This is a genomic window from Streptomyces sp. NPDC090994 (assembly GCF_044768905.1).
Classification (GTDB): Bacteria; Actinomycetota; Actinomycetes; order Streptomycetales; family Streptomycetaceae; genus Streptomyces.
In genome coordinates, this window is record NZ_JBIVWS010000003.1 from 338,597 (window position 1) to 356,361 (window position 17,765).

Annotated in this window: 12 protein-coding genes and 1 pseudogene; 9 read left to right on the plus strand and 4 right to left on the minus strand. The window is 73.0% G+C overall.

What is annotated here, in order from left to right; all coding sequences use genetic code 11:
• Positions 1-45: 45 nt before the first annotated feature.
• Positions 46-2,325 carry an FdhF/YdeP family oxidoreductase gene (locus ACIQR3_RS08940; protein ID WP_403536195.1) on the minus strand — a complete coding sequence of 760 codons (2,280 nt, stop codon included), beginning with the start codon at positions 2,323-2,325 and terminating at the stop codon, positions 46-48.
• A gap of 569 nt (positions 2,326-2,894) precedes the next feature.
• On the opposite strand from ACIQR3_RS08940, the gene polA reads away from it, so the two are divergent.
• The 3 genes from polA to ACIQR3_RS08955 all read left to right on the plus strand — a co-directional run bounded on the left by polA (position 2,895) and on the right by ACIQR3_RS08955 (position 8,383).
• Entirely contained in the window at positions 2,895-5,621 is a 2,727-nt protein-coding gene (polA, locus tag ACIQR3_RS08945; RefSeq protein ID WP_403536198.1) for a DNA polymerase I, read from the plus strand.
• Between the two features lie 240 nt (positions 5,622-5,861).
• Positions 5,862-6,299: a hypothetical protein gene (locus ACIQR3_RS08950; RefSeq protein ID WP_403536201.1), complete on the plus strand. Its 438-nt coding sequence runs from the start codon at positions 5,862-5,864 to the stop codon at positions 6,297-6,299.
• Positions 6,300-6,628: 329 nt separating this feature from the next.
• Positions 6,629-8,383 (plus strand): lytic murein transglycosylase, encoded by a 1,755-nt coding sequence (locus ACIQR3_RS08955; RefSeq protein WP_403536204.1) that lies wholly within the window; start codon positions 6,629-6,631, stop codon positions 8,381-8,383.
• Positions 8,384-8,403: 20 nt separating this feature from the next.
• Here ACIQR3_RS08955 and ACIQR3_RS08960 read toward each other — a convergent pair whose 3' ends face one another.
• Together ACIQR3_RS08960 and ACIQR3_RS08965 are read right to left on the minus strand one after the other, a co-directional pair.
• Positions 8,404-11,241, minus strand: coding sequence for an ATP-dependent helicase C-terminal domain-containing protein (locus ACIQR3_RS08960; RefSeq protein WP_403536206.1), 2,838 nt, complete (start codon positions 11,239-11,241; stop codon positions 8,404-8,406).
• Between the two features lie 4 nt (positions 11,242-11,245).
• A complete protein-coding gene (locus tag ACIQR3_RS08965) occupies positions 11,246-12,205 on the minus strand; it encodes a class I SAM-dependent methyltransferase (RefSeq protein WP_403536209.1) in 960 nt (319 codons plus the stop codon).
• A 225-nt stretch (positions 12,206-12,430) separates the two neighbouring features.
• Here ACIQR3_RS08965 and rpsA point away from each other — a divergent pair, with 225 nt between their 5' ends.
• The 5 genes and pseudogenes from rpsA to ACIQR3_RS08990 all read left to right on the plus strand — a co-directional run bounded on the left by rpsA (position 12,431) and on the right by ACIQR3_RS08990 (position 16,482).
• Positions 12,431-13,930, plus strand: a complete 1,500-nt coding sequence (rpsA, locus tag ACIQR3_RS08970; RefSeq protein ID WP_403536212.1) for a 30S ribosomal protein S1 — start codon at positions 12,431-12,433, stop codon at positions 13,928-13,930.
• A 183-nt stretch (positions 13,931-14,113) separates the two neighbouring features.
• Positions 14,114-14,356, plus strand: a pseudogene (locus tag ACIQR3_RS08975) (FAD-dependent oxidoreductase); the annotation flags it as partial.
• Between the two features lie 107 nt (positions 14,357-14,463).
• Positions 14,464-15,402 (plus strand): PAC2 family protein, encoded by a 939-nt coding sequence (locus tag ACIQR3_RS08980; RefSeq protein ID WP_403536213.1) that lies wholly within the window; start codon positions 14,464-14,466, stop codon positions 15,400-15,402.
• A gap of 20 nt (positions 15,403-15,422) precedes the next feature.
• Entirely contained in the window at positions 15,423-16,052 is a 630-nt protein-coding gene (gene coaE, locus ACIQR3_RS08985) for a dephospho-CoA kinase (protein ID WP_403536216.1), read from the plus strand.
• 49 nt (positions 16,053-16,101) lie between these two features.
• On the plus strand, positions 16,102-16,482 hold the full coding sequence (locus tag ACIQR3_RS08990; protein ID WP_403536218.1) for a tetratricopeptide repeat protein: 381 nt from the start codon (positions 16,102-16,104) through the stop codon (positions 16,480-16,482).
• A gap of 114 nt (positions 16,483-16,596) precedes the next feature.
• Here ACIQR3_RS08990 and ACIQR3_RS08995 read toward each other — a convergent pair whose 3' ends face one another.
• Complete coding sequence (locus tag ACIQR3_RS08995; protein WP_403536221.1) at positions 16,597-16,896, minus strand: DUF6343 family protein; 300 nt, start codon at positions 16,894-16,896, stop codon at positions 16,597-16,599.
• Between the two features lie 140 nt (positions 16,897-17,036).
• Between ACIQR3_RS08995 and ACIQR3_RS09000 the strand changes: the two genes are divergently transcribed.
• Entirely contained in the window at positions 17,037-17,729 is a 693-nt protein-coding gene (locus tag ACIQR3_RS09000) for a class I SAM-dependent methyltransferase (RefSeq protein ID WP_403536224.1), read from the plus strand.
• The last annotated feature ends 36 nt before the right edge of the window (positions 17,730-17,765 follow it).

Below are 17,765 nucleotides of genomic sequence, written 5' to 3' on the forward strand. Positions count from 1 at the left end.
CTCCGTCCTCGTCCTTCGGTGGCTGCGCGTCGGCTGAGCAAACGCTCAGTCGGTGGCCGATTGTTCCAGACGGACCACGACGGACTTGCTGGCCGGGGTGTTGCTGGTGTCCGCGGTGGCGTCCAGCGGCACCAGGACGTTGGTCTCGGGGTAGTACGCCGCCGCGCAGCCCCGGGCCGTCGGGTAGTGCACGACGCGGAAGCCGGGTGCCCGGCGCTCCACGCCGTCCTTCCACTCGCCGACCAGGTCGACGTAGGAGCCGTCCCCGACGCCCAGTTCGCGGGCGTCCTCGGGGTTGACCAGGATGACCCGGCGGCCGTTCTTGATGCCCCGGTAGCGGTCGTCGAGGCCGTAGATCGTGGTGTTGTACTGGTCGTGCGAGCGCAGCGTCTGGAGCAGCAGGCGGCCCTCGGGCAGCTCGGGGAACTCCACCGGGGCGGCGGTGAAGTTGGCCTTGCCGGTGGCGGTGGGGAAGCGCCGCTCGTCGCGCGGGGCGTGGGGCAGGGCGAAGCCGCCGGGGCGGGCCACGCGCGCGTTGAAGTCCTCGAAGCCGGGGATCACGCGGGCGATGCGGTCGCGGATCGCGGCGTAGTCCTTCTCGAACTCCTCCCAGGGCGTGGTGCTGTTCCCGCCCAGCACGCGGCGGGCCAGGCGGCACACGATGGCCGGTTCGGAGAGCAGGTGCCGGCTCGCGGGCTCCAGGCGTCCGCGCGAGGCGTGCACCATGCCCATGGAGTCCTCGACGGTGACGAACTGCTCGCCACTGCCCTGGAGGTCGCGTTCGGTGCGGCCGAGGGTCGGCAGGATCAGGGCGCGGGCGCCGGTGACCGCGTGGCTGCGGTTCAGCTTCGTCGACACGTGCACGGTGAGGCGGGCGCGGCGCATGGCCGCCTCGGTGACCTCGGTGTCGGGGGAGGCGGAGACGAAGTTGCCGCCCATGGCGAAGAAGACCTTGGCCTCGCCGTCGCGCAGGGCGCGGATGGCCCGGACGACGTCGTAGCCGTGCTCGCGCGGCGGGGCGAAGCCGAACTCCTTCTCCAGGGCGTCCAGGAGGGCGGGCGCGGGGCGCTCGAAGATGCCCATCGTGCGGTCGCCCTGCACGTTGGAGTGGCCGCGCACCGGGCAGACGCCGGCGCCCTCGCGGCCGATGTTGCCGCGCAGCAGGAGGAAGTTGACGACCTCGCGGATGGTGGGCACCGAGTGCTTGTGCTGGGTGAGCCCCATCGCCCAGCACACGATGGTCCGCTTCGAGGCGAGGACCATGGCCAGCGCCTGCTCGATCTCCGTACGGCCGAGACCGGTGGCGGCGAGCGTCTCGTCCCAGTCGGCGGCGCGGGCGGCCTCGGCGAACTCCTCGTAGCCGTGGGTGTGCTCGCGCACGAACTCCTCGTCGACGGCGCCTTCCGTGTCGAGGATCAGCTTGTTGAGGAGCCGGAACAGGGCCTGGTCGCCGCCGATGCGGATCTGCAGGAACAGGTCGGTGAGCGCGGCGCCGGCGGCGAGCCCCTTGGGGGTCTGCGGGTTCTTGAACCGCTCCAGGCCGGCCTCGGGCAGCGGATTGACGCTGATGATCTTCGCGCCGTTGGCCTTGGCCTTCTCCAGGGCGGAGAGCATGCGCGGGTGGTTCGTGCCCGGGTTCTGCCCGGCGACGACGATCAGGTCGGCCTTGTACAGGTCCTCCAGCAGGACGCTGCCCTTGCCGATGCCGATGGTCTCGCTCAGCGCCGAGCCGGACGACTCGTGGCACATGTTGGAGCAGTCGGGGAGGTTGTTGGTGCCCAGCTCACGCGCGAAGAGCTGGTAGAGGAAGGCGGCCTCGTTGCTGGTGCGTCCGGAGGTGTAGAAGACGGCCTCGTCGGGGGAGTCGAGGCCGCCGATCTCCTCCGCGACGATGTCGAAGGCGCGCTCCCAGGTGACCGGCTCGTAGTGCGTGCCGCCCTCCGGGAGGTACACGGGATGGGTGAGCCGGCCCTGCTGGCCGAGCCAGTACCCGCTGCGGCCGGCCAGGTCGGCGACGGGGTGCGCGGCGAAGAACTCCGGGGTGACCCGGCGCAGGGTGGCCTCCTCGGCCACCGCCTTCGCGCCGTTCTCGCAGAACTCCGCGGTGTGCCGGTGCTCCGGCTCGGGCCAGGCGCAGCCGGGGCAGTCGAAGCCGTTCTTCTGGTTGACGCTCAGCAGGGTCAGGGCGGTCCGCTTCACGCCCATCTGCCGCTGGGCGATGCGCAGGGTGTGGCCGATGGCGGGGACGCCCGCCGCCGCGTGCTTCGGCTCGGTGACCCGCGGCGCGTCCTGGACCGGGTCACTCTTGGGCGGCTTGGTGGCCATCGCGCGCTCCTTCGCATGCACATGTGAGGTACGTCTCCGATCCTCGCACGCGCCTCTGACACCGCCGGAGCCCGGGCGCCCCCTGCGACCCCGGCCCCGGCGACGCCCTCACGGGGCGCGGGGAACTGCGCGCCCGGCCACGACGGACCCGCACGGTGCGACGGCGGAAGCGCCGGCTACGGCGGCGGGGCGGCCCCTGTGACGCCGGCCCCGGCGACGCCCTCACGGGGCGCGGGGAACTGCGTGCCCGGCCACGACGGACCCGCACGGTACGACGGCGGAAGCGCCGGCTACGGCGGCGGGGCGGCCCCTGTGACGCCGGCCCCGGCGATGTCCTGAAGGGGCGCGGGGAACTGCGCGCCCGGCCACGACGGACCCGCACGGTGCGACGGCGGAAGCGCCGGCTACGGTGGCGGGGTGGCCCCTGTGACGCCGGCCCCGGCGACGCCGTCAAGGGGCGCGGGGGAACCGCGCGACCAGCCACGACGCACCCGCACCGCACGACGGCGAACAGGGGGCACCGGCGAGCGTGGATCCCACTGTCAGTGGCACGTGGCAGGATCGGGGACGTGGCAGACACAGCATCGAAGAAGACCGAGACCCCCAGCGGCGGCAGCCGCCCGCGCCTGATGCTCATGGACGGGCACTCGCTGGCGTACCGCGCGTTCTTCGCGCTGCCCGCGGAGAACTTCACCACCGCGACCGGCCAGCCGACCAACGCGATCTACGGCTTCGCCTCGATGCTGGCCAACACGCTGCGTGACGAGGCGCCCACGCACTTCGCGGTGGCGTTCGACGTCTCCCGCAAGACCTGGCGGAGCGCGGAGTTCACCGAGTACAAGGCGAACCGCTCCAAGACCCCGGACGAGTTCAAGGGCCAGGTCGAGCTGATCGGCGAGCTGCTCGACGCCATGCGCGTGCAGCGCTTCGCCGTCGAGGGCTTCGAGGCCGACGACGTCATCGCCACCCTCGCCACACAGGCCGAGGCCGAGGGCTTCGACGTACTGATCGTCACCGGCGACCGGGACTCCTTCCAGCTGGTCAGCGACCACACCACGGTCCTCTACCCGACCAAGGGCGTCTCCGAGCTGACCCGGTTCACCCCGGAGAAGGTCATCGAGAAGTACGGGCTCACGCCCGCCCAGTACCCGGACTTCGCGGCCCTGCGCGGCGACCCGTCGGACAACCTGCCCGGCATTCCGGGCGTCGGCGAGAAGACCGCCGCGAAGTGGATCAACCAGTTCGGGTCGTTCGCGGAGCTGGTCGAGCGCGTCGACGAGGTCAAGGGCAAGGCCGGGCAGAACCTCCGCGACCACCTGGAGTCGGTCAAGCTCAACCGCCGCCTCACCGAGCTGGAGCGGCAGGTGGCGCTGCCGAAGACGGTCACCGACCTGGAGCGCGCCGCGTACGACCGCAAGGGCGTCGCGATGATCCTGGACACCCTGGAGATCCGTAACCCCTCCCTGCGCGAGCGGCTCTACGCCGTCGACCCGGGCGCCGAGGAGGCCGAGGCCACCCCGGTCGTCGCGGACGGCGTGGAGCTGGACGGCACGGTGCTCTCCACCGGCGAGCTGGCCGGCTGGCTCGGCGAGCACGGCACCGCGCCCCTCGGGGTCGCCACCGTCGACACCTGGGCGCTGGGCACCGGCTCGGTCGCCGAGGTCGCCCTCGCCGCGGCCGACGGCAAGGCGGCCTGGTTCGACCCGTCCCAGCTGGACGAGGCCGACGAACGGGCGTGGACGTCCTGGCTGGCCGACGCGGACCGCACCAAGGTGTTCCACAACGCCAAGGGCGCGATGCGGGTCTTCGCCGAGCACGGCTGGGACATCGCGGGCGTCTCGATGGACACCGCGCTCGCCGCCTACCTGGTCAAGCCGGGCCGCCGCTCCTTCGACCTGGACGCGCTGTCCCTGGAGTACCTGCACCGCGAGCTGGCCCCGGCCGCGGCGGCCGACGGCCAGCTGGCGTTCGGCGCGGACGACGCCGCCGAGGCCGAGGCGCTGATGATCCAGGCCCGCGCGGTCCTCGACCTGGGGGAGGCGTTCGAGGGCCGGCTCCAGGAGGTCGGCGCGGCGGACCTGCTGCGTGACATGGAGCTGCCCACCTCCGTGCTGCTGGCCCGGATGGAGCGGCACGGCATCGCGGCGGACCGGGAGCACCTCCGGGCGATGGAGCAGATGTTCGCCGGCGCCGTGCAGCAGGCGGTGAAGGAGGCGCACGCGGCGGCGGGCCGGGAGTTCAACCTGGGCTCGCCCAAGCAGCTCCAGGAGGTCCTCTTCGGCGAGCTGAACCTGCCGAAGACGAAGAAGACCAAGACCGGCTACACCACGGACGCCGACGCGCTGGCCTGGCTGGCGACGCAGACGGACAACGAGCTGCCGGTGATCATGCTCCGCCACCGTGAGCAGGCCAAGCTGCGCGTCACCGTCGAGGGCCTGATCAAGACGATCGCCGCGGACGGCCGTATCCACACCACGTTCAACCAGACGGTCGCGGCGACCGGCCGCCTCTCCTCCACCGACCCCAACCTGCAGAACATCCCGGTGCGCACCGACGAGGGCCGGGCGATCCGCCGCGGCTTCGTGGTCGGCGAGGGCTTCGAGTCCCTGATGACGGCGGACTACAGCCAGATCGAACTGCGGGTCATGGCCCACCTCTCCGAGGACGCCGGCCTGATCGAGGCGTTCACCTCCGGCGAGGACCTGCACACCACCGCCGCCGCACAGGTCTTCTCCGTCGAACAGAGCGCGGTCGACGCGGAGATGCGCCGCAAGATCAAGGCGATGTCGTACGGACTGGCGTACGGGCTGTCCGCCTTCGGCCTGTCCCAGCAGCTGAACATCGACGCGGGCGAGGCCCGCATGCTGATGGACGCCTACTTCGACCGCTTCGGCGGCGTACGCGACTATCTGCGCCGGGTCGTCGACGAGGCGAGGGCGACCGGCTACACGGCGACGCTCTTCGGCCGCCGCCGTTACCTGCCCGACCTCAACAGCGACAACCGGCAGCGCCGTGAGGCCGCCGAGCGCATGGCGCTCAACGCCCCCATCCAGGGCACGGCGGCCGACATCGTCAAGATCGCCATGCTCAACGTGGACAAGGCGCTGACCGAGGCGGGCCTCAAGTCCCGGATGCTGCTCCAGGTCCACGACGAAATCGTGCTGGAGATCGCCCCCGGCGAGCGCGCGGCGGCGGAGGAGCTGATCCGCCGCGAGATGGCCGACGCGGTGACCCTCCGGGTGCCGCTGGGCGTCTCGGTGGGCGCGGGGCCGGACTGGGAGTCGGCGGCGCACTAGCCGCCCGGCGCCCTGGAGGACGGGTGGGTGTTCCGGGAACGGCCGTACGCCGGCCGTCCCCGGCCAGTACGGCTGACCAGGTACCGGCGTTTCCTCCTCCCCGGAAACCCCTCAGCCCCTCAGGAAGCCCCCGGAAGCCCCGGAAGCCCCGGAAGCCCGCCGAAGCCTCCCCCCGAGCCCCGTCACTCAGGTGGCCCCCGCGAAAACGCCCCCGTCCCCGGCGCCCATGAGGATGCGGGCATGGGTATACGCATGCTCCACCACCGGACGGCGCCGGGGCGGCCCGGCGCCGGCGGGCCGGCCTGCGTGCCACTCCCGCCGGTCCCGGCCCTCGCCCTGGGCGCGAGTACCGCCCGGGTCCCCGCCACCCTCGCCTCGGCCGTGCGCCACGTACGCGACGACCTGCGCCGCGGACTCGCCCAGCGGACGCCCGCCGCACCGGGTGCCACCGCGGAGCCACCCGCCTGGCGCCGCTGGGCCGACCTGACCCGCGGTTACCTGGCCCTGGCCCTCACGCTGCTGCCACGGCCCCGCCCCGACCGCACGATGACCCTGTTCATCGTGACCGCCGACCCCGTGGGCGCCCGTCCGGCCGGTTCGGCGCCGCGCAGGCGTCGACGCCGCCTGAGAATCCCGAAAACCCCGGAGAAACCAGACCGCCCCCGCGGCCGGGCGTGAACGGCGGCCGGACTCCTCATGGCGGGCATGGGCCGGACAGACGACGCGGCATGTCCAACCGGGAAGAAACGGGCGCGAACGGGTGCCCGAGCAAAGGAAGTTGTCGTAGGGTCGCCTGCGCACCGTACCGGTCGGGCAGGCGCACCCGGGTCTCTGCGACGATGCGGGTACAACCCGAGGCGCCGGCCGATCGTCACACCAGGGCAAGCGCACCGAGGCGAGCACCGAGGACCGAGGCGAGCACCGAGGCAAGCGCACCGAGGCGAGCACGACAGGGCGAGCACACGACGGAGAGGGACGCCACGGCGTTCATGGGAGGGGTTCACTCTATGGCGGCGCACATCGGCAGGCGGTTGCGCAAGAGCGCGATGACCACCACCGTCGCGGCGGTCGCGGTCGCGGCCCTGTCCGCGTCCCAGGCTCCCGACGTCACGGCCGGCGCTGACGGCAGACAGAGCACCGCCGACTCCGCGTCCTCCGCCGACCCCGGCTCCGGGGACGGCGCCACGGGCAACTCGCCCTACTACACGGACCTTCCGCCGCTCGACAGTCCTGTCCCCTCGCCCTCGTCGACCATCGGCACCTCCGTCACCCAGGGTTCGGCCGAGTCGGGCATCCCCGCCACCGTCCTGGACGCCTACAAGAAGGCCGAGGCGTCGCTGCGCGCGTCGAAGCCGGGCTGCAACCTGCCCTGGGAACTCCTCGCCGCCATCGGCAAGGTGGAGTCGGGACAGGCCCGCGGCGGAGCCGTGACCGCCGACGGCACCACCACCAGCCCGATCCTCGGCCCGCAGCTCGACGGCAACGGCTTCGCGCTCATCAAGGACACGGACAACGGCGCGTACGACGGCAACAGCGAGTACGACCAGGCCGTCGGCCCGATGCAGTTCATCCCGTCCACCTGGGCGTGGGCCGGACGCGACGGCAACGGCGACGGCGAGGCCGACCCCAACAACATCTACGACGCCGCCCTCGCCGCCGGCCACTACCTGTGCCGCAACAGCTGGGACCTGTCGGACCAGGACGACCTGGACGCGGCCATCCTCAGCTACAACAACTCGTCGGAGTACCTGCACACCGTCCTGTCCTGGCTGGAGTACTACCGCAAGGGCAGCTACGAGATCCCGGACGGCACCGGCACGCTGCCCGTGGGCCGCAGCGACGACGACACCACGGTCTCGCCCAGTACGTCGCCCAGCACCGGGTCGTCGAACGGATCCGGCCGGTCCACGTCACCGGCCACCCAGTCCCCGTCCCCCTCCGATCCGGCGTCCTCCACCCCGCCCGCCACCGACACCCCGTCCCCCGACGAGACGTCCGCGACCCCCACCGACACCGTGGCCCGCCTGGAGAACGCCGGCACCGGCAAGCTCAGCGTGATGGCGGGCGACGCGTTCACCGAGCGCATCAGCACCCGCGCGGAGACCCGCGCCGGCAAGGCCGTCGGCAAGGTACGGGTCCGCTTCACCGTCATCGGCGCCACCGACGCCGAGTTCACCACCGGCGAGAGCGTCGCCACGGTCGTCACCGACAGCTCCGGCGTGGCCACCGCGCCCGCGCTGCGCGCCGGGGAGAAGACCGGCGGCTTCCTCGTCCGCGCCACGGTCGTGGGCCGGTCCGTCGCCGGCCTCGACTACAAGGCCACCGTCACCCAGCGCGTCGCCGACACGGTCGTGCGCACCGGCACCACCGCGCTCACCTGCACCGCGGGCGGCACCTTCGCCGATCAGGTGGAGGTGAAGGCCACCTACAAGGACGCCGTGGCGGACCGGGTCGCCGCCACCGCCACGCTCATCACGTCGGCCACCGACGCCACCGAGAACGACGAGGGCCCCTACTTCAAGGACGCCGACGGCAAGACCGTCCGCACGCTGACGGGCCTGGAGACCGATGCCAAGGGCCTGCTGAAGCTGCCGACGCTGTACGCGGACGACACCACCGGCACCTTCCTGCTGCGGATCACCACGGCGGGCGGCGCGTCCGTCGACGTGGAGCTGACGGTCGAGCCGGCGGGGACGGCCTCCCCGAGCCCGTCCGGGACCGCCTCGGCGAGCGCGAGCGCCTCCGCGAGTCCCTCCGCCTGACCCGACCCGCGTACGCCTGCTCAGTCCCTGCGAGCCGACCGGGCCTTGGTGTACCGGGTGGGCTCGGCGCCGGCCGGGTCCTCGGGCCACGGATGCTTCGGGTACCGGCCGCGCAACTCCGCCCGGACGGCCCGGTAGCCGTCGCGCCAGAAGGAGGCGAGGTCGGCGGTGACCGCCGCCGGGCGGCCCGCGGGGGAGAGCAGGTGGACCAGGAGCGGCACCCCGGCGACCTCCGGAGTGCGCTGGAGCCCGAACATCTCCTGGAGCTTCACCGCGAGCACCGGCCGCTCGGGATCGCCGTAGTCGATCCTGACCCGGGACCCGCTGGGGACGGTGATCCGCTCCGGGGCCAGTTCGTCGAGCCGTGCCGCCTCTCCGGTGGACCAGGGCAGCAGCCGCGCCAGCGCCTGGCCGGCGTCGATCCGCGCGAGGTCCGCGCGCCGCCGCGCCCGGCTCAGCTCGGGCTCCAGCCAGTGCTCCACGCGCGCGTGCAGCTCCTCGTCGGACACGTCGGGCCACGGCGCCCCCAGGTGCCGGTGGAGGAACGCGAGCCGCTGCCGCAGCACGTCCGCCTCCGCCGACCGGCGCAGCAGCCCGAACCCCTCCCGCCGCAGCCCCTCCAGCAGGGCCTCCCGTACGAGGCCGGGGTCCGGGTCGCGCAGCGGACGCGCCGCCAGTTCGATCGCTCCGAGCCGCTCGACCCGCCGGGCGACGACGTCCCCGTCCGCCCAGCGCACCTCGTCCTCTTCCGTCAGCAGGGCGCTCGCCGCACGTCGCGCGACGTCCTCGTCGACGACCGCGCCGAGCCGCACGCGCGCGTGCCGCCGTCCCACGGGCCGGTCGGCCACGGCGACGGCGATCCAGGGCGCCCCGCGCAACGCCGACCCCTCGGCCGCCTCGGCCCGGGTCCCGGAGGCCATCAGATACGACCCGCCGTCCTCCTTGGCGACCCGCTCGGGAAAGGCCAACGCGGCGACCAGCCCGGCAACCCGCTCGTCGGCACCACCGGCGCCCTGCCTGTCGTCGGTACGGCCGGCGCTCTGCCTGTCGGCGCCGCCGGTGCCGGGCCCGGAGGCCTCCCGCCAGGCGTCCGCCTCGTCGGTACGGCCGGCGCCCTGCCTGTCGGCGCCGTCGGCGCCGGGCCCGGAGGCCTCCCGCCGGGCATTCGCTTCATCGGCACCGCCGACGACCCGTCCGTCGGTACGGCCGGCACCCCGCCCGTCGGCGCCGGCGTCACCGTGGGTGCCGGGTCCGGAGGCCTCCCGCCCGGCACCCGCCTCATCGGCGCCGCCCGCGGACCGGCCCGCGGCCCGACCGGCGGACCGGCCGGCCCCCTCCCCGCAGACCCCCCGCAGTCGTCGAACCTCCGCCCGCCACCGCGCCCCGTAGGCGTCGCCCCCGCGCCGGGCGGCCCGTACCGCGGAGACCAGGTCGTCCCCGTACTCCCGCGGCGCCTCCTCGCTCAGCAGCGCGACGACCTCCGCGGCCTCCCCCGAGGCCCCGGCCGCGCCCCCGCCGGATTCCCCCGCGTCCAGCAACGCCCGACCCAGCCGCGGATGCACCCCGAGCCGGGCCAGCCGCGCGCCCCGCGCGGTGGCCCGTCCGGCGTCGTCCACCGCGCCCACGGCCGTCAGGACCGACCGCGCCGCCGCCATCGCCCCGCCCGGCGGCGGGTCCAGCAGCGCCAGCCCGGAGGCGTCCGGGTCGCCCCAGCACGCCGCCTGGAGGGCGAACGCCGTCAGGTCGGCCACCTTGATCTCCGGCGCCGGGAAACGCGGCAGACGGTCGTGCTCCGCCTCCGTCCAGCACCGGTAGACCACACCCGGCGCCTCCCGCCCGGCCCGGCCCGCCCGCTGCCGTGCCGCCGCCCGCGAGGCCCGTACCGTGGCCAGCGCGCTCAGCCCGCGCGCGTGGTCGACCCGCGGCTCCCGCGCCAGGCCCGAGTCGACCACCACCCGCACGCCCGGCACCGTCAGCGACGACTCCGCCACCGACGTCGCCAGCACCACCCGGCGCCGCACCCCGGCCGTCAGCACCGCGTCCTGCACGGCCGCCGGCGCCCGCCCGTGCACCTGGAGCACCTCCACCCCGTCGAGGCCGTCCCCGAGCTGCCCCGCGACCCGCGCGATCTCCCCCACGCCCGGCAGGAAGCACAGCACGTCCCCGTCCCGCTCGGCCAGCGCCCGCCGCACCACCGACGCCACGTGCGTCAGCAGCGCCGGGTCCACCCGCGTCCCGTGCGGCGGCCGCACCGGACGCGCCGGCGGGGCCCACACCGTCTCCACCGGATACGAGACCCCCTCGGCCTCGACCACCGGCGCCCCGCCCAGCAGCCGGGCCCAGCCCTCCGCGTCGGTCGTCGCCGACGCCGCCACCAGGCGCAGCTCCGGACGGAGCGTCTCGCGCACGTCCCAGAGGAACGCCGCCGCCGTGTCCGCGTCCAGATGCCGCTCGTGGCACTCGTCGAGGATCACGACGTCCACGCCGGCCAGCTCCTGGTCGCGCTGGAGCCGCTGGAGCAGTACGCCGGTCGTGACGACCTCCACGCGCGTGTGCCGCCCCACGACGCGCTCCCCGCGCACGGTGTGGCCGACGCTCTCGCCCGGCCGCTCGCCCAGCAGCCAGGCCATCCGCCGGGCCGCCGCGCGGGCGGCGATCCGGCGCGGCTCGGCCACCACCACCCGCCGCGTGGGAGCGCCCCCGCCCACCAGCCCGGCCAGCGCCAGCGGCACCAGCGTCGTCTTGCCGGTGCCGGGCGGGGCGACGAGGACCGAGGTGCCGTGCGTCTCCAGGGCGTCGTTCAGACCAGGAAGGGCGGTACGTACGGGCAGGGCGTCCAGAGCGTCGTAACGGATCACGCGCTCAGTCTCGTACGCACACGAAGATCGCCGTCCCCGGGATCAGGTGCCCGCGCAGCGGAGACCAGCCGCCCCACTCGGAGGTGTTCCAGTCGGGCCACTCCGGCTCGACCAGGTCCACCAGCGTCAGGCCGGAGGCGACGACGTCCCGGACGCGGTCGCCGAGCGTGCGGTGGTGCTCGACGTACACCGCGCGGCCGTCCTCGTCCTGTTCGACGTACGGCGTGCGGTCGAAGTAGGACGACGAGACGCTCAGCCCCTCCGGGCCCGGCTCGTCCGGGAAGGCCCAGCGGATCGGGTGCGTCACGGAGAACACGAACCGCCCGCCGGGCCGCAGCACCCGCCGCACCTCCCGCAGCACCAGCCGCGGATCGGCGACGAAGGGCAGCGCCCCGTACGCGGAGCAGGCCAGGTCGAAGGAGGCGTCCGCGAAGGGCAGCGCGCCCGCGTCGGCGCACACCAGGGGGAACGGGCTTCCGATGCGCAGCGCGTGCTGCAACTGCCGGTGCGACAGGTCCAGGGCGACCGGCCGGGCCCCCTGGGCGGCCAGCCAGCGCGAACACTGGGCCGCGCCGGCGCCGATCTCCAGGATCTCCTTGCCGCGCAGCTCCTCCGACGGGCCCAGCAGCTCGGCCTCCACCTCGTCCAGCCCCTCGGGGCACCACACGAAGCGGTCGTCGCCGAGGAACGTGCCGTGCTCGACCTGGTACTCGTCCGCGTTGCGGTCCCACCAGCCCCGGTTGGCGCGGGCGCTCTCGGTGACGCCTGCCGCACGCCGGGTGGCCTCGGGTTCGGGACCTTCGGGCTCTTGGATGACGGGCTCCCTCGTACTAATCTGCGGCACCTCCGTACGACCGTGCCCCAGGAGTGCCGGACGGGGGCGCCGCAGGGCCCACGTGGCCTCGGGAGACACGTTTTGTGCCGGGTATGCGGCGATCCGCCCCGGGTGTGCGGCTTCGCGCATTGACCCTGCCCGGCTGCCCCCGTATGCTACAAGTTGCGCTGCGAGCCTGCGCACCTCAGACGTAGCAGGCTGCGCTCGCATCTGTTGTATGTCCCCTCGGTTGTCGAGGCGCCATACCGGTCACCGGTGGGGTGCTTCCTTGGCTGTCCGGCTTCTGCAGAGCGAAACGGGCTCCGGCGTAGCAGTACCTACGACTTCAATGTCCGTACCGGAGCCCTTTCCCACATGACGAGCAGCACCGAGACCACCGCCACCACCCCGCAGGTAGCGGTCAACGACATCGGTAACGAGGAAGCCTTCCTCGCCGCGATCGACGAGACGATCAAGTACTTCAACGACGGCGACATCGTCGACGGCGTCATCGTGAAGGTCGACCGGGACGAGGTCCTGCTCGACATCGGTTACAAGACCGAAGGTGTGATCCCGAGCCGCGAGCTCTCGATCAAGCACGACGTCGACCCGAACGAGGTCGTCGCCGTCGGTGACGAGATCGAGGCCCTTGTTCTCCAGAAGGAGGACAAGGAAGGCCGCCTGATCCTCTCGAAGAAGCGCGCCCAGTACGAGCGTGCCTGGGGCACCATCGAGAAGATCAAGGAAGAGGACGGGATCGTCACCGGTACCGTCATCGAGGTCGTCAAGGGTGGTCTCATCCTCGACATCGGCCTCCGTGGCTTCCTCCCGGCCTCCCTGGTCGAGATGCGCCGCGTCCGCGACCTCCAGCCCTACGTGGGCAAGGAGCTCGAGGCCAAGATCATCGAGCTGGACAAGAACCGCAACAACGTGGTCCTGTCCCGCCGTGCCTGGCTGGAGCAGACCCAGTCCGAGGTCCGCCAGACCTTCCTCACCACCCTCCAGAAGGGCCAGGTGCGGTCCGGCGTCGTCTCCTCGATCGTCAACTTCGGTGCCTTCGTGGACCTGGGTGGCGTCGACGGTCTGGTCCACGTCTCCGAGCTGTCCTGGAAGCACATCGACCACCCGTCCGAGGTCGTCGAGGTCGGTCAGGAAGTCACCGTCGAGGTTCTCGACGTGGACATGGACCGCGAGCGCGTCTCCCTGTCGCTGAAGGCGACCCAGGAAGACCCGTGGCAGCAGTTCGCCCGCACCCACCAGATCGGCCAGGTCGTGCCCGGCAAGGTCACGAAGCTGGTTCCGTTCGGTGCGTTCGTCCGCGTGGACGAGGGCATCGAGGGTCTGGTCCACATCTCCGAGCTGGCCGAGCGCCACGTGGAGATCCCGGAGCAGGTCGTCCAGGTCAACGACGAGATCTTCGTCAAGGTCATCGACATCGACCTCGAGCGCCGCCGCATCAGCCTCTCGCTGAAGCAGGCCAACGAGTCCTTCGGTGCCGACCCGTCGGCGGTCGAGTTCGACCCGACTCTGTACGGCATGGCCGCGTCCTACGACGACCAGGGCAACTACATCTACCCCGAGGGCTTCGACCCCGAGACCAACGACTGGCTCGAGGGCTACGAGAAGCAGCGCGAGGAGTGGGAGCGCCAGTACGCCGAGGCGCAGACCCGCTTCGAGCAGCACCAGGCGCAGGTCATCAAGTCCCGCGAGGCGGACGAGAAGGCCGCTGCCGAGGGTGGCGACGTCGCGGGTGCGGCTCCGGTCGCGTCCGGTGGCGGTTCGTACTCCTCCGAGGGTGCCGACAACTCCGGCGCCCTGGCGTCGGACGAGGCGCTGGCCGCGCTGCGCGAGAAGCTGGCCGGCGGCCAGAGCTGACGCTCAGGCCCGTCTGCGGAAGGCCCCGCTCCCCTTCGAGGGAGCGGGGCCTTCCCGCGTTCCCGGCCCGCACAGCCGTAACAGACAGCAATGTGTGCGATACATCTGTGCCTGTCGGCGTGTAACACGCCGCTGTGAGGATCCCTCCCGACTTCAAGATCACAGCCGTCGCGTACGGCGGTGTACCGGACCGAACTGGCCGCCGCCTTCTCCCACCAGTGGAAGCTCACCCCGTACCTCGAAGGCGCCTGGCACTCGATGCCCGGCGGCCCCGACGCCCCCGCCTACGCACCCCTCAACCAGGCCCAGGGTCATGTGTACTTCGCCGGTGACTACCTCAGCCACCTCGACGCCTGGCAGCACGGCGCGATCGCGTCCGCGCGCAAGGTGGTGACGGAACTGCACGCGCGCGTGCTGGCCTCCTGAGAACTCCTGAGAACCCGGTGAGGTTCCGCGCGCACGGGGGCCCGGGCGGGAATGCCCGGGCCCCCGTGCACGTTCGACCAGGGGGAAGACAAGGGAGGACCGCCACAGTGCTTGATCCGCAGGGTTTGTACGCATGGGAGCCGAAGGGCCTGGCCGTGGTCGACATGGCGCTCGCCCAGGAGTCGGCCGGTCTTGTCATGCTCTACCACTTCGACGGTTACATCGACGCCGGGGAGACCGGCGACCAGATCGTCGACCAGGTGCTCGACTCGCTGCCCCACCAGGTCGTCGCCCGGTTCGACCACGACCGGCTCGTGGACTACCGGGCCCGCCGGCCGCTGCTGACGTTCAAGCGCGACCGCTACACCGACTACGAGGTGCCCTCCCTGGAGGTGCGGCTCGTCCAGGACGCCACCGGAGCGCCCTTCCTGCTGCTGTCCGGTCCCGAACCCGACGTCGAGTGGGAGCGCTTCGCCGCGGCCGTCGGACAGATCGTGGAGCGGCTCGGCGTCCGCCTGTCCGTCAGCTTCCACGGCATCCCGATGGGCGTCCCGCACACCCGCCCCGTCGGCATCACCCCGCACGGCAACCGCGCCGAGCTGGTGCCGGGCCACCGCAGCCCCTTCGACGAGGCGCAGGTCCCCGGCAGCGCCGAGGCGCTCGTCGAGCACCGGCTCATGGAGGCCGGCCACGACGTCCTGGGCGTCGCCGCCCACGTCCCGCACTACATCGCCCGCTCCGCCTACCCGGACGCCGCGCTGACCGTCCTGGAGGCCATCACGGCCGCCACCGGCCTCGTCCTGCCCGGCATCGCGCACGCGCTGCGCACCCAGGCGCACCGCACCCAGACCGAGATCGACCGGCAGATCCAGGAGGGCGACGAGGAGCTCACCGCGCTCGTCCAGGGCCTTGAGCACCAGTACGACGCCGCCGCGGGCGCCGAGACCCGGGGCAACATGCTCGCCGAGCCCGTCGAGATCCCCTCGGCGGACGAGATCGGCCGCGAGTTCGAACGGTTCCTGGCGGAGCGCGAGGGGGAGGGTTAGCAGGCCCTAGGCTTGCGGTCATGCTGAGAGTGGGCCTGACCGGCGGGATCGGCGCCGGCAAGAGCGAAGTGTCCGGGCTGCTCGTGGAGTGCGGCGCGGTACTGATCGACTCGGACCGCATCGCGCGCGAGGTGGTCGAGCCCGGGACCGAGGGGCTCGCCGCGGTGGTGGAGGCCTTCGGCGCGGACGTCCTCGCGGGCGACGGCACTCTGGACCGGCCGAAGCTGGGTGCGATCGTCTTCTCCGACCAGGAGCGGCTCGGCGTACTGAACTCGATCGTGCACCCCTTGGTGCGCGCCCGGTCCGAGGAACTGGAGCGGGCCGCGGCGCCGGACGCCGTCGTCGTGCACGACGTCCCGCTCCTGACCGAGAACGGTCTGGCGCCGCAGTACGACGTGGTGATCGTCGTCGACGCCGCCCCCGCCACCCAGCTCGACCGGCTGGTCCGGCTGCGCGGCATGACCGAGGAGGACGCACGCGCCCGGATGGCCGCCCAGGCGACGCGTGAGCAGCGGCGGGCGATCGCGGACATCGTCATCGACAACGACGTCCCGCTGGAGGAGCTGCGGCGCCGGGTGGCAGAGGTATGGGCGGAGCTGGCGCGCAGGGCGCACGGCGACCCCCGGGAGTCCCGGCCGCCCCAGGAATAGCGGCACCCGCACCCGCGTTGAACCGCCCCAGTGAGGGAAGGACTCTGCCGTGCCCGAGACCAGCGGACCGACCGGACGTACGCCGGAGACGGACGTGATCGACTTCCGTGCCGCCGAGCAGCTGCTCGCGGCGCGGGACCCGCAGGGCGCGGTGAAGCTGCTGGACAGTGTGATCGCCGCGCACCCGGAGAACACCGCCGCCCGGCTGCTGCGCGCGCGTGCCTTCTTCGCCGCGGCGCAGCTCAGACCCGCCGAGCTGGAGTTCACGATCGTTCTGGAACGGGAGCCGGACAACGCCTTCGCGCACTTCGCGCTCGCCCGCACCTACGAACGCCAGAACCGCCCTGACCAGGCCCGACGCCACTTCCGGCTGGCCGCCGCGCTGGATCCCAACCCGCAGTTCCTGCGGCGGGCGGACTTCGACGGCTGAGGACCGGCCGGCCAGGGTTGTCCTGGGCGGTTCCGGGGGCTGTTCCCGGGCTGCTTCCTGGGCGGTTCCTGGTGCGGGGGCCGCCCGCCGGGTCCGTGCTCGGCGCGGGCCGCCTCAGCGGTGTCTGTCCAGCGGTTCCTCCGGCGTCTTGTGCAACGGTTCGTCCAGCGGCCGGTACGGCGGGATGCTCCGGCCGGGCTGCCAGTGCGGGCCCTGCCGGATGTGCCGCACGACCACCATCAGGTCGACCGTGACGATCAGCCACAGCGCCGCGCAGGCCGCGGCCCACCCGGGCCGCCCGGCCAGCACGAACGCCACCGTCCCGAAGGCCGTCCAGCCCACGCCCCACACACTCAGCCAGAAACGCGCCCGCAGCGCACTGCGCGCGGTCACCGGTTCACTGCCTGTACGCATCTCGATCACCGCTCCCACCTGGCAACCTACTCGGCGCCGGAACCGTTGACCAGGCGAGCCGGTGACGCCCGGCGCTCACTCGTTCGGGTGAGCCGGCCGGAGGTGGGAACGCGCGTGCGGGAGCGGATCGTTGGACGGGCATGGAGCTGAAAAAGCGAGCGGGGCACAAGGGGACGGGGCCTGGGGCCATCACACCGGACGGCTGTGCGGTCGAGCTCTACTCTCGGCTGCCGGCCGGAGCCGAGCCGGACATCATCGCGTCCGCCGTGTCGGCGGGGGCACGCGTCCTGGAGCTGGGCAGCGGCGCCGGGCGCATCACCCACCCGCTGCGGGAGCGCGGGTTCGCGGTGACGGCCGTCGACGAGTCCGCCGAGATGCTGGAGCGCGTCCGAGGGGCACGCACGATATGCAGGCCGATCGAGGACCTCGACCTGGGCGAGACGTTCGACGCGGTGCTGCTCGCCTCGTTCCTCGTGCACACCTCCGACCCGGAGGTGCGGCGGGGGCTGCTGCGAGCCTGTGTGCGGCACGTGGCGAAGGGCGGCTGCGTGCTGATCCAGCGGGAGGGGGAGGACTTCCACACGCGGGTGCCCCGGGAGCGGGTCGACCCCGGCGGCTTCACCGTGCGCATCGCCTCGTCGGAACCGGTCGGCGACGGAGTCAACGAGGTACGTGCGGAGTACGAGTTCCCGGACGCGGTCTGGACGCAGACCTTCCGGACGCGGCCGTTGACGCGGGAGCGGTTCGAGGAGGTGCTGGCGGAGGCGGGGCTGAGAGTGGACCGGTATCTGACCGAGGACCGGATATGGGTGCGGGCCGTGCCCGCGGCCTGAACCGCGGGCCACGGGCACGGCCGGACCGGGGGAGGG